Annotated in this window: 9 protein-coding genes; 3 read left to right on the top strand and 6 right to left on the bottom strand. The window is 38.6% G+C overall.

What is annotated here, in order from left to right; translation table 11 throughout:
- Positions 1-181: 181 nt before the first annotated feature.
- The 4 genes from ltrA to ydiJ all read right to left on the bottom strand — a co-directional run bounded on the left by ltrA (position 182) and on the right by ydiJ (position 7,633).
- Positions 182-1,426 carry a group II intron reverse transcriptase/maturase gene (gene ltrA, locus VSAL_RS10860; RefSeq protein ID WP_044583295.1) on the bottom strand — a complete coding sequence of 415 codons (1,245 nt, stop codon included), beginning with the start codon at positions 1,424-1,426 and terminating at the stop codon, positions 182-184.
- Positions 1,427-2,291: 865 nt separating this feature from the next.
- A complete protein-coding gene (locus VSAL_RS10855) occupies positions 2,292-2,708 on the bottom strand; it encodes a CBS domain-containing protein (protein WP_023603473.1) in 417 nt (138 codons plus the stop codon).
- A 131-nt stretch (positions 2,709-2,839) separates the two neighbouring features.
- Entirely contained in the window at positions 2,840-4,432 is a 1,593-nt protein-coding gene (locus VSAL_RS10850) for a hypothetical protein (RefSeq protein ID WP_012550600.1), read from the bottom strand.
- Positions 4,433-4,600: 168 nt separating this feature from the next.
- Positions 4,601-7,633: a D-2-hydroxyglutarate dehydrogenase YdiJ gene (gene ydiJ / locus VSAL_RS10845; protein WP_012550599.1), complete on the bottom strand. Its 3,033-nt coding sequence runs from the start codon at positions 7,631-7,633 to the stop codon at positions 4,601-4,603.
- Between the two features lie 280 nt (positions 7,634-7,913).
- On the opposite strand from ydiJ, the gene VSAL_RS10840 reads away from it, so the two are divergent.
- Both VSAL_RS10840 and VSAL_RS10835 read left to right on the top strand, forming a co-directional pair.
- Positions 7,914-8,609 carry a DUF3334 family protein gene (locus VSAL_RS10840; protein WP_012550598.1) on the top strand — a complete coding sequence of 232 codons (696 nt, stop codon included), beginning with the start codon at positions 7,914-7,916 and terminating at the stop codon, positions 8,607-8,609.
- Positions 8,610-8,839: 230 nt separating this feature from the next.
- The gene (locus tag VSAL_RS10835; RefSeq protein ID WP_012550597.1) at positions 8,840-9,529 is read left to right on the top strand and encodes a DUF2786 domain-containing protein; all 690 of its coding nucleotides are present in this window, start codon (positions 8,840-8,842) and stop codon (positions 9,527-9,529) included.
- A gap of 131 nt (positions 9,530-9,660) precedes the next feature.
- Here the strand turns inward: VSAL_RS10835 and VSAL_RS10830 are convergent, their stop codons facing one another.
- Both VSAL_RS10830 and VSAL_RS10825 read right to left on the bottom strand, forming a co-directional pair.
- A complete protein-coding gene (locus VSAL_RS10830; RefSeq protein WP_012550596.1) occupies positions 9,661-10,347 on the bottom strand; it encodes a UTRA domain-containing protein in 687 nt (228 codons plus the stop codon).
- 27 nt (positions 10,348-10,374) lie between these two features.
- On the bottom strand, positions 10,375-11,316 hold the full coding sequence (locus tag VSAL_RS10825) for a precorrin-2 dehydrogenase/sirohydrochlorin ferrochelatase family protein (protein WP_012550595.1): 942 nt from the start codon (positions 11,314-11,316) through the stop codon (positions 10,375-10,377).
- A gap of 391 nt (positions 11,317-11,707) precedes the next feature.
- Between VSAL_RS10825 and VSAL_RS10820 the strand changes: the two genes are divergently transcribed.
- Positions 11,708-12,736 carry an amino acid ABC transporter substrate-binding protein gene (locus tag VSAL_RS10820; protein WP_012550594.1) on the top strand — a complete coding sequence of 343 codons (1,029 nt, stop codon included), beginning with the start codon at positions 11,708-11,710 and terminating at the stop codon, positions 12,734-12,736.
- Positions 12,737-12,809 lie beyond the last annotated feature (73 nt).

Raw genomic sequence — 12,809 nt, 5'->3', positions numbered from 1 at the left:
CTGTTAGGTATTATTAACTATTACAGTCACTATAAACCTTAGAGTTAACTCTAAGGTCAAGCGATAACATTAATTAATACAAAAAGAATAAGATCATCGAGTAGGGTGAGGCTTTTGCCTCATCCCTCTCACAGAACCGTACGTACGGACCTCGTATACGGCTCCTGCAATTTACTATTTCTTAATAAAAAGAAGCGAGTACACCTGTTTTAACTTCATCTATTGAATACAAGCCTAGACTTTTGAAACACTGATTAGGCATCGCATAGCTTGCTAACGGACTCGCACTGTTTCGCCATGAGTTCATTTTTATGGACTTAAATGGCGGTTTGTACTTTAGTTGCTTAAGACGACGATGCAATCTGCACGGCTTCTTCCACAAACTCATTTGTACCGCTCGCAATCTGCGCCTTATCCAAGCCGCAAGGCTTTTCAGTGTGCTCGTAATATTGGCTATTTTGAAGTAGTTTACAAACCCTCTGAGCACTGGATTCAGTTGCTTTAGCACTCTCGCTAAATTCACTCCTCCATTACGCTTGGTGAGTTGTCTTACTTTCGCTTTTAAGGTTTTAAGCTTCTTTTCTTGAATTGCCGTGTAATTTGTGAAAATTTCCACTCCCAAGAATTTAATACCTGTATCGCTATGTGCTATATGGGTTTTCCGCTCATTCACTTTAAGTTTTAGCGTTACTTCTAAAATATGGCTAGCTACTTTTAATGCATTCTCTGCTCCCTTTTTCGAGGTGCAGAATATCAAAATGTCATCCGCGTATCGCACTATTCGATGCTTACGCCTCATCATTTCTTGATCGAATTCATCTAAGTAGATATTAGCAAGTAGTGGACTGCCTATTACACTATTCTGCCAATTTTCACCAATCATGACTCCACTTTTTAGAAATTGACGGATCAAGCCTAAGATACTGCCGTCCACGATGCGTTTTCGCACGAACTTGATGATCAGATCGTGGTCAAGCATGTCAAAGCATTTAGACAGATCCATGTCAACAACATGCTGCTTATTATATTTACGTATAAAGAGCGTAGCTTTGCTGATGGCTTGATGACAGCTTCGCCCAACCCGATATCCATAACTGGATGGATGAAAGTTTGGGTCAAATATGGGAGTCATTATATTCGTTAAACATTGTTGAACAATTCGGTCTCGAACTGTAGGGATCCCCAATAACCTGATACCGCCATCGTCTTTGGCGATCTCAACTCGTTTTACGGGGCGCGCTTGATAGCGCTTTTCTTGTAGTTCAAGTAATAATTTTCTGAGCTCTACTTCCAAATTTTGTGTGAAATCATCGATACGCTGCCCGTCAATACCAGCTGCACCTCCATTCTTTCTCACTTGTTTGTATGCCACGTAAAGCGCTTGCAGTAACAGCATGCGCCCGTAAAGGCTATAGTGTACTCTCAAGTTATTATCTCACATCACCTGCTGCTGACTTTGTTTATATTGGTTAGGTTTATTTCGTTGTCGCGTTAAGTTTTCTAGCAAGGCTACGCCTTTTTATTCGCAATATGCTTAACCGCCTCTATGCCTCTAGTAAAGAGAAACACTTACTCCCCGTGCCCAGTTCTATTCACAGCTTTAGTATCACCCTTAGCCATTAAAATAGAGACTTTACCTTATTTGGTAATTCGTGAACCCATCATAAATTACGTCATTTTTAGGTGATTTATAAATCACTTCCCCCCTTCGCAATCAATAAGTGCTTTTGGCTCAAATTGACTCTATCAGACATATTGCTGATAGTCGGCTTGGTTTTGTCCTCCACACCATCAATGGCTTTCACAGGCCTAGCCTTACTCACTACTACGGGTTCATCTGCCACCTCACATCGACATTAGATCTTGAGTTTCTTCTTGAATCTAAGCCACTTACTAACAATTAAGTTTAGATGCCAGGCTTCCCCAGTTATTACACTGACTCCCTGTTAGATATGCCACCCTCAAGCACAGAATTGGTCTAACTAAGTATTGGGCTTCACGCTATTTTGGACGCTTACCCACCAATCCCGCCGAAACAGGTTACGGTTAGTTGTGTACATCTAACTTCTTATGGCTTCCTTCAGACCCCACCATTGGCCAGTGGCGCCCTTGCCATTCAGATTGTCTTCCCCTTAGTCAGGGTGACTCCACTATCTTTCAAGTGGACGGGTTTGCCAGCTTTGCTGGGCAAACAAAAAAAGGCACCGAGGTGCCTTTCATTAATTACCAATGTCTAACCGTACAATAACTGACAAATTTGTAATCGGGAGATGGTGAATGCTAATAAATGATTAAACTGGATGTTTAAAACAATGACCAATCGATTCACTGATCGCTTGAAGAACATTACGTCGAGTAATAATGCCGACCAATTTACCACCATCCACAACAGGGTAAATTTTAGGCTTATCCGCTGTCATACTTTGTGCGAGCTCGATAATATTATCTTCTGGCGTTACCGTTAAGACATCTTGTCTCATTACATCACCAACAACGTGCGTATCTTGACAATGGTAACTCACACCCAAAAGTGACTTAATCAAATCTTGTTCTGAAATAAATCCAATCACTTCTCTTTGTTCATTAACAACTGGGCCGCCAATATGTTGTGAAGTAATAAATTGGTCTAACGCTGCTGATAATGACATATCCGCTGTCAAAGAAAGTGGGCGTGCGCTCATGTATTGTTTTACTTTTTTATTTTCCATCATGTATACCCCTAGCAATCGCTATCTTTTATTTTGATAACTTAAGTGTGGACTATTTTTAGAAAAAAGCTAAATCACTCTTTCCTATCTCTGTGATGGATGAAACCTATTAAGAAAAAAAACAGATAAAATTATGAGCTACCTAACAATACATCAATAAGAATTTTTTTATTTTGCTCAACTGATGACATTACATTCTCGTAACCTGCGGTGTTATTGGTCTTTTCCATTCGATGAATAATCGCCAAACATTGTTTAATGTTTTTAGGATCTTTCATCAAATTTTTCCCTCTTAATGTTAGCGTTAATAGCATGTAATTAAGATCCGAAGAATAAGGGTACGTTTGACCGATTTTTACCAATTGTAGATTGTTTTCATCCGCAGACTTTTGAGCTCTTAGCCATTGGTATACTTTATTCAACTTTTGAAAATGGGCCATCGATTGCTGTAATAACTGAGGGGCCGTTTTTTTAAGTCCAGTTTGATCAAACATTTTATACAGTGTGACACACAGCTTTATTTCGCCCGCCATTGCTAGCACACCAAAAGTGGCAACACGAAATTCATCAGAAGCAACTTTTCGATTAGAAAGAAAACGATGATAATTTAATACCGCAATCGCTTTTGCTTTATAACGCTTACCTTGCTTATACAACTGACGAGCAACAAGTACATTAATGAATCCTTGCAGTTCATCGCGTTTATCCATAGAGATACGTTTCTTTAATGTCATAATTAATTGACCAAAGAAGCGTTTATAATCATCTTTATTAAAAACGACGTTCGTTTTATAAACAGCATTAGCAAGATCTATTACCATTCTGTTTAATGTCGAAGGAGTAATCCCTATATGATAAAAACGTTTCATTACCATATTATGCAATAATAATGATTCATTGTTCTCGATGATAAAATCAAGAAACGCATAAAATACATCGTCATTTTTAGGATTATTTTCATACGCTTTTGTAAGTGCAATCTGAACCTTACTCGTATGCTTTGCTTCTGCATAAATAGCAGAAAGCATAAAATTTGCTTGGAACTGATAACGCTTTGAGCGTAATAATAATTCAAGAACAGGAATCGCTTTTGGTTTCTCAACCATTTCACAATAAGCCATTAAGTTCTGAGGCATGATCTCGCTTTTATCATGGCGCTGGTATACTTTTTTAAATGTGACAGAATCTTTCGCTTTATTTAACTCTTCTAATGTCATGTTTAAAAGCATACGGTTCTTATACGTGCCAGTATAAGTTTGAGCTCGCTTAATAAAAGCCGCTTGGGAGTTATTGACTTCAGCAATCAATTTCTCAATTAATAAGGTTAAATTGAATGATTTCCGAATTAACTCATCAATATAACCAAAATTAATTGGACTATTTACAACAAAATCAGGGAAGAGTTCTCTCGCATTGATTTCATCGACTTGAGACTCTTCATTTTCAATATCAATAATAAAGATTGGTCGCTTACCAAATTTAGCTTTCGCTCGTGCACTCTTAACGATGTCCGATATTACTTCATGTTCAGAATAACGATATTCAATGAAGTAATATTCATACACGGGCAAATCAGACGCCTTCATGCTTACATTAAAGTTATCTGCACTCTTAAAGCCCGCCTTTTGAAAAAATTGGCGGATCTGGGTACTACGTTCTCGTTTTTCAGTGAAAACAAGAACATTCATGTGCGGAATGCGTTTAATTAATTCAGCGGTGCTCATCTATATTATTAACTCTAATTAAAAACATTGATTACAATATAACAACCCGTAAACAACAAAGTGGTAGTAATACCACCGCTTTATCATTCGTTTTATAAAAAATAGTTTTACAACTATGTGTAAAATCCGCGCTACTTTACCATAAAGTAACGCAGAGTCATTCCAATATTAAATATTTGTCAGTAGCGCTTGTAAGGGGTGCTTTAATTGCTCTCCTTCAAATCGTTTAACCTGACTACGACATGAATATCCAGTGACTAAACATCGATCTTTATCTAACACTCTAAGATTAGCTTTCCAGCTGAGATCATAGACGGCTTTAGACGTTTCAACTTTATCGGCTTCATGACCATACGTCCCAGCCATTCCACAACAACCAACAGGCACGGTATGCAATGTTAATCCAAAGTGGTTAAATATTTCTCCCCACTCTTTCTCCGCATTTGGCATTTTTGTTTTCTCTGTACAGTGAGCAAACAATTTCCATGGTCTAACATCAATAATGTTCGATTTGTTAAACTCAACTAATCGCGGCATTAACCATTCATGAACCGTGAGAACTTCAAAATCACCACGTTGGTCTTTAAGCATTTCTGCGTATTCATCTCTATAACAAAGAACCAATGCAGGATCCACGCCAACCATTGGAATATCCAGTGTCGCAATTTGATTTAGAAACTCACTCGTATTCTTTGCTGTTGAGGTAAATTGTTTTAAGAAACCTTTTACGTGTTGAGCTTTTCCATTTGGTTTAAATGGCAGCAGTATTGGTTTTAAACCTAAACGCTGTATTAACTCAATAAAATCACTAATAACACTCGCATCATAGTAGCTAGTGAAAGGGTCTTGAACAATCAACACATAACTCTGCTTCTCTTTATCAGACAACCCTTTCAAGGTTTCTAAATTAAATGTCTCAATATCTCGTTCTCGACATTTTTCTTTTAAGGTAGGAACAGATAACAATGGCATATCAACATACCCAATCGCACGCTTCGTCATGCTTTGTGTAATACTTTGCTTTAAAACACCATTAATTACGGTTGGCATCGTTGCCATTATAGGTAACATCGTTTCAATATTTGCCACCAAGTAATCTTTTACTGGGCGCTGGTAACGACTGTGATACATATTTAAAAAGCGTGAACGAAAGCTCGGTACATCAACTTTTATTGGGCATTGGCTTGCACATGCTTTGCATGCTAAACACCCCATCATCGCCTCATGTACTTCATGAGAGTAATCGTATTCTTTCTCTTTATTTATACGATTACGAATACGGTCGATGATTTGTTTTATCGATGGACGCTTTGTTAATAAATCGTGCTCTAACTTGACGGGATCAACACCTTTCTCAGCCAATTGACGTAGCCATTCACGTACAAGGCCGGCTCGCCCTTTTGGTGAATGACGGCGATCAGAGGTCACTTTCATTGATGGGCACATTGGCGAACTGGTTTCGTAATTAAAACATAAACCATTGCCATTACATTCCATCGCTTGATTAAAGCTATCTCTGACTTCAACAGGAATTTGGCGATCATAAAACCCACGTTTAGTGTCACTCACTTTGACAAGCTCATCAGTACTGTCTAGTGGTGTACAAATTTTGCCTGGGTTCATTTTATTGTAAGGGTCAAACGCGGCTTTTACTCTTCTCAACTCAGTAAAAATCTCATCACCAAAAAATTCAGGACCATATTCTGAACGGAAACCTTTACCATGCTCTCCCCACATTAAGCCGCCGTATTTAGAAACCAAAGCCACCACTTGATCAGAAATCGTATGCATTAACGCTTCTTGTTCCGGATCGCACATATCCAATGCAGGACGAACATGAAGTACGCCAGCATCAACATGACCAAACATACCGTAGTTAAGTTTGTGCCCATCAAGTAGGGTTCTAAATTCTTGAATGAAATCGGCTAAATTTTCAGGAGGTACACAAGTATCTTCAGCAAAAGCAACGGGCTTAGCCGCGCCTTTTGTAGCACCGAGCAACCCAACGGCTTTTTTACGCATGGTGTAAATACGGCCAATACTTGCCACATCTTGTGTCACTTGATAGCCGATTAACCCTGATTTACCGCTTTCTATCAACACATCAAGTTTTTCGATTAGCGCAGACACTTGCTGATCGACTTCTTGTTGATCTGCGCCTGCAAACTCAACCATATTTAGGCCAAGCATATCTTTGTTCGGTACGTCAGTAATGAGATCACTCACGCTATGCCAAACAATGTCTTGTTTCGCAAAGTTTAAAACTCGAGAATCAATTGTTTCAACAGATAATGCGTTTGCATCAACCATGAATGCCGCATTTCTTAATGCCGCATCAAAACTGTCATATTTCACGTTGATTAAGGTTCTTGCCTTTGGAATAGGCGTAATATTTACAATGGCTTCAGTGAGAAAAGCCAAAGACCCTTCTGCGCCACACAGCACTCGAGTAATATCAAAATTGTCCGTTTCAATATTCAACGCATTTTTTAGGTCATACCCCGTCAAGAAACGGTTTAACGGAGGGAATTTATCCGTAATTTGTTGACGTTTAGTTCGGCATACTGATTCCGTCACTTCAAGAGCCGTTAATGCCGCTTTCGGTTGATTCTCTTTGGTTAAAGCCGTATCTAACACAGTACCATTAGCTAAAATAGCAGTGACACTTAATACATGATCGGATGTTTTACCGTATTTGAGTGATCCCTGACCGGAAGCATCGGTATTAATCATGCCCCCAAGTGTTGCTCGGTTACTGGTTGATAAATCAGGAGAAAAGAAAAAACCATGCGGACGAAGTGCATCATTAAGTTGGTCTTTAATAAGCCCAGTTTGAACTTTGGCCCAGCCTTCCAGCGGATTAATCTCGATCACTTTATTCATATGACGAGAGAGATCAACCACGATACCTTTTGTTAAAGATTGTCCATTAGTTCCCGTACCGCCTCCTCTAGGAGAAAAGGTAATCCCTCTAAATTCAGGTTTGTCTGCCAGTACAGCAAGACACTGAACATCCTCAGTGGAACGGGGCAATAACACCGCTTGTGGTAGTTGCTGGTAGACGCTGTTATCGGTAGATACCGCTAAGCGACTGGCGTAAGTGGTTTCTATATCGCCTTTAAAATCAGTATGTTTTAAGGCTTCTAGATAAGTTAATACAACAGAATCGATAGTCGATTGAAATTTTAACGCTGGTAACATTGCTTCCATGCTCCTTCACTTGCTGATCCCTCAGCACCATATTGTTGTTCTAAACACACTTTACAACATCTCGCGTGGATAAAACATCAAACCTATGCTATATCAACCAAATATTTTATGTCTTGAATTAATACTCACACACAAACCTAATGCCCTCCTATTCCTTTTAGCTGTGGCACTGTTCTTGCTTTAGTATATGGCCCATATTAAGAAAGTCGTCGATTCAATGATCACGCGATATGGCATCAGCTCCTCTTAACTCATTTTGATAGAGAACGTTATGAAACCTGCGATAAGAAAAAATAAAACAATTACAACTGATGATATTTTATTAACGTTGTGCCGCTCGATGTCAGGCGTATTAACGAAGGCAACTCAAAGTTCAGTTAATTACTCAGCCATGGTTCAAAAAATATCGAAAACAAGCTTAAAACCAGACTTTGGTTGCTTTGTTTTATTTGATGGTGGTTTCTCTGGATTGGTTATCACTAACTTCACAAAAGATGCTGCTCTTGAGCTGTATACTCGATACATGCAAACAATGGGCATGCCTGCTGAAGAACTTGCTATCTTGCATACCTCAGACGAAGTTGGTGACGTATTGGGTGAGTTAATGAACCAAATCGTAGGTGATTTTACGGGTCAAATCCGCAAACAGCTGCAAACCACGATTTCGCAAAACCAACCAAAAATGTTGGCCTTAAATAAGCAAGTCATCCTGTCTGTAGATACAAACCTTGATCGCCCTCAAGCACGTCGTGTTACGTTTACGACTCAAAATAATAATATTTTCTATCTTGAACTAGCGATGGATAAAACCGAATTTATTCAACTTGAAGAATTCGAACAAGAAGACGAATTCGATGCTGATGATTTGTTCGAACAGCATAAAGTTGGAAACAATCAGAAAACGGAACAAAAAATAGAGAATACTCAGGATCTTAACGACTCATTATTTGATGAACTAGGCATTTAACGCCCTCTCCTTTTTTAGCCACGATTCATTTTATGGTGTTTTTATTTACTTTGATTTTATAAAAACACCCTTATCTCTCTTCTTCTTTTATCATTTACTTAATAAACCACACCAACCCTTCTTTTATCTCCATTTATTTCATTAAGAACACAAAGTAAGCGCATCTTCTATCTTCCAAATTTTGAAAGAGAAAGGTAGAATATACGCCCCAAAAAAAGAAAGGATAGATAATGTCATCAGCAAAGCAAAAGGCTCTAAAAAAGATCGCTAAATGTCTTGAACTTGGTAATTCAGCAAATGTGAATGAAGCCGCTCAAGCCATTAGAATGGCGCATCGCCTTATGCTTAAGTATGGTCTTGAGAAAGATGACATTGAGTTTATCAAAATGGGGAAAACGCAAAGTACCCATCTTCTTCCTGCCAATGTAGGCAGTAATATTCTAAAAATCATTCGTGGTATCAATACACGATTTGGGGTTGAAGCGGTTCTGCTGAACCATAAAGGGCTAAAAAAAGTAGAATTTATTGGTTCTGCTGATCGCGCTATTTTTGCGGCATTTGCCTTTGATATTGTTTATCGAGAAATGAATGAACAAACAGGCCAATTCAAAAATAGCTTTGCTGGCTCAGGGACTGGGCAACTTGAAGTCACTCGACGTGTTAATTCATTTTTAGCGGGTTGGATTGAAGGCGCACTTGAAAAACTGCCTGTCATTGCCCCTGATGATGATTCTGCAAACAAAATTAATGATTACATTGATAAAGAATTTCAAAATATTGATAGAGAAACATTCAAACAGCAGTTAAGAGAAGCAATGGCAAACATTACTGCTGATTATGAAAAAGGATTAAAGAAAGGCAGAACAATTTCGGTAAGCCGTCCTGTTGGCGGAACTCAAGCCAAGAAATTATTACGCTAATACCGCCGTAATCTATTTCCTCTATAAATAAAAATACCACGATTTATTCGTGGTATTTTTTCATTCAGAACCGGCTTCTGTTTTACACCAGTGTCATTAATTCTGAAAAGATAATTACTGGCATTAGCATATTAACCTTCTATATTTACCGCATCATGACACCAATTAGTCACTTGGTACAAAAAGGCCTTACCTTGAGAATCATGAACCGTTTGTTTCACAGAAAAAAGCATGCTTCCACTACTAATATTCAATGCCGTTGACTCAATCAGTTCCGCAGGTTGAACGCCTATTTTCATTGTTATCAAATCAGCCTGACACAAATAGTGATCTTTCAAATAAGTCATTATAGAGGGTTCATTTTCAGGTTGTTGCAACTTAGGAAAACGCTCTACTGGGATATATTGATATTGAATAGCCACTTTTCTGCTATCAATAGAGATAACAGATGACAACGCAAGAACATAAGAAAAAGGCGTCAATTGCAGCGCATTTGCAATAGCTTTAGGTGCTAATACTTTATGTGCATTGAGGGTGGTTTTTATATAACGTCGTTTTTGATTCGAACATAATACAGCCAGATCTAAATCGACCATCGGATTTAACACGATCCCTTTCGAAGAAACAAACCATCCACGACGTTCTTCTCGGTATATTTTACCCGATAACTCTAAGTGATAAAGTGCTTCACGAAGCGTAATTCGAGTCGTTGAAAACGCTTCTGCTAGTGTTCTTTCTGATGGTAATTTATGCCCAATTTCTAGCATTCCACTTTCTATTTGCTCTTCAATCGCGTCTTTTATAGCAAGGTATTGCATTCATTATCCTAGGTTTAACGATCAATATTACAACGTCGGTACGTAGACATCATTACTCATATAGCCTTGTAACTCATTGTTGCTGAGTAAGCGTCCTTTCTTCACTAGTACAGTTACTCTTATCTTTTCTTTCTCTGCTTTTTGTAAGCGCTCTAATAAAGCCGCTTCAGTATCAATGTAAATTCGCTCAGCATCACGACGACAAAGCTCTATAAACTCATCAGGGCAATCAGAGAAGCACAATACCCATTCGGCTTGTTGCATTAAACGCAGGGACTTTAATGACAACATCTCGGTCTCTTTGTGGTACTCAATCCAATTACGCTCTGCCTGTACGTTTACCGATGACGATAAATAGAATCTGAATAAATCTTCCAATTCATTTCTAGTGCTTAATTTTTCTATTTCAGGGGATCGTAAAAAGGCTTCCCAAAATTTACGTCGTTCATCCACCGTTGAAAATGCATCTTTAACAACACTGCGTTTGTCTGCACCAAAATCCGCTAACATTGCGATTTTTGTTGATAATTGAGTCTCTAATTGCTCTCTAATTATTCGTATCAAAACAGGTGAAGCGCCACCACTAGAAATCGCAACTTGAACTCTTCCTCTGTTCACTATTGACGGGGTAATGAAATCACAATGAGCAGTATCATCAACCACATTAACGAGGATCCCCACGTTGTGGGCATCTTTATAAACTTGATGATTTAAGTCAGCATTATCGGTTGTTGCCCATACCTGTACGTATTTATTGTCTAATAGATCGCGGTGATAAAATCCTTTCTGGTAATGGATTTTTTCTTGTTCCACATAATCAGCTAAATAAGATTTAATTGAAGGAGCAACTACCGTGATATCAGCATCCGCCTGCAATAACATATCAATTTTACGGCAAGCAACTTCCCCACCACCAACGACGAGTACTGGTCGCTTTCGTATATCCATAAAAATGGGAAAATATCTCATCCAATCTCTCACTTATCCTTTTATTTAATATCAATAATATACCTTGCTTCTCGGCATTAAGGTAGAGCAGTGACTTACCAAACTAAAAATCGCGACTTAACACATTCAACAAATAAATGAATTAACAATTTATTAACACATTTAAATGTCAGACCACTTCATTACCTCTACCTTTTAAAAATAAAGCAGCATAAATCACTAGTTATGTTGGATATGCCTGATCTTATTACCTATATTTTATTCAGTGGACGATTTCACAAATCATTCACTATTGTATATCGTTTAAATACAGTTGCTTATAAATAAGCAATTGAACTCCATCTAATGGCTAACGCAACACACTAGATTGTGATACGCCAGTTCAATAACGGACTATTAAGGAAGAACACAGATGAATTTTAAATCAAACACTCTATTCGCAGCGATTGCAACCTCAGCGGCTCTATTGTCAACACAAGCTACTGCCGCTGATGGAACCCTAGAAAAAGTAGTTAAGAATGGTTATCTACAATGTGGGGTTAGTACTGGTCTACCTGGATTCTCAAACCCTAACTCAAAAGGAGAATGGGAAGGTATTGATGTTGAATACTGCCAAGCCGTTGCTGCTGCCGTATTAGGCGATAAAACAAAAGTTAAATACGTGCCATTAACCGCAAAAGAGCGTTTTACTGCATTACAATCAGGTGAAATTGATGTGCTGTCACGTAATACAACATGGACACTGCATCGTGATACTTCCCTTGGCTTAAATTTTGTTGGCGTTAACTATTACGATGGTCAAGGCTTTATGGTCAAAAAAGAACTTGGTCTCACCAGTGCGAAAGAGCTTGATGGTGCGTCTGTTTGTGTTCAATCAGGTACCACTACCGAACTAAACCTTGCTGATTACTTCCGTAATAACAGTATGGAATATAAGCCTGTCGTATTTGATACGGCGGCACAAACCTCGAAAGGATTTGATGCTGGTCGATGTGATGTACTAACCACTGACCAATCAGGTCTTTATGCTCTTCGCCTAAATCTAAAAGACCCAAAAACAGCACAAATTTTACCTGAAATCATTTCAAAAGAGCCGCTAGGCCCTGTGGTTCGTCAAGGCGACGATAAATGGTTTAACATCAACAAATGGGTGTTGAGCGCCATGATAAACGCTGAAGAGTATGGCATTACATCTGCAAATGCAGATCAAATGCTTAAATCTAAAGATCCAAACATCAAACGTATCCTTGGTGTTGATGGTCCTAAAGGAAAAGGCTTAGGAATTCGTGATGATTGGGGTTACCAAGTAATTAAACAAGTGGGTAACTACGGAGAGAGCTTTGAGCGTACCGTTGGTACTGGTTCTCCACTTCAAATATCTCGTGGCGTAAATGCCCTTTGGAATGCGGGGGGCTTCATGTACGCCGCACCAATCCGTTAATAATCCCACAATAAAAACAATAAATAGACGTCATATTATGGGGTGAGTTTTCACCCCTTTTAATAAATGGATT

This window comes from Aliivibrio salmonicida LFI1238, assembly GCF_000196495.1.
Taxonomy (GTDB): Bacteria; Pseudomonadota; Gammaproteobacteria; order Enterobacterales; family Vibrionaceae; genus Aliivibrio; species Aliivibrio salmonicida.
This window is presented reverse-complemented; position numbering and strand designations above follow the sequence as displayed.

What these genes read in the sequence shown, in the direction of transcription:
- VSAL_RS10830 (WP_012550596.1), bottom strand. Translation starts at nt 10,347, where the DNA reads ATGCAATACCTTGCTATAAAAGACGCGATTGAAGAGCAAATAGAAAGT.
- VSAL_RS10835 (WP_012550597.1), top strand. Translation starts at nt 8,840, where the DNA reads ATGTCATCAGCAAAGCAAAAGGCTCTAAAAAAGATCGCTAAATGTCTT.
- VSAL_RS10820 (WP_012550594.1), top strand. Translation starts at nt 11,708, where the DNA reads ATGAATTTTAAATCAAACACTCTATTCGCAGCGATTGCAACCTCAGCG.
- ydiJ (WP_012550599.1), bottom strand. Translation starts at nt 7,633, where the DNA reads ATGTTACCAGCGTTAAAATTTCAATCGACTATCGATTCTGTTGTATTA.
- VSAL_RS10855 (WP_023603473.1), bottom strand. Translation starts at nt 2,708, where the DNA reads ATGGAAAATAAAAAAGTAAAACAATACATGAGCGCACGCCCACTTTCT.
- VSAL_RS10825 (WP_012550595.1), bottom strand. Translation starts at nt 11,316, where the DNA reads ATGAGATATTTTCCCATTTTTATGGATATACGAAAGCGACCAGTACTC.
- VSAL_RS10840 (WP_012550598.1), top strand. Translation starts at nt 7,914, where the DNA reads ATGAAACCTGCGATAAGAAAAAATAAAACAATTACAACTGATGATATT.
- VSAL_RS10850 (WP_012550600.1), bottom strand. Translation starts at nt 4,432, where the DNA reads ATGAGCACCGCTGAATTAATTAAACGCATTCCGCACATGAATGTTCTT.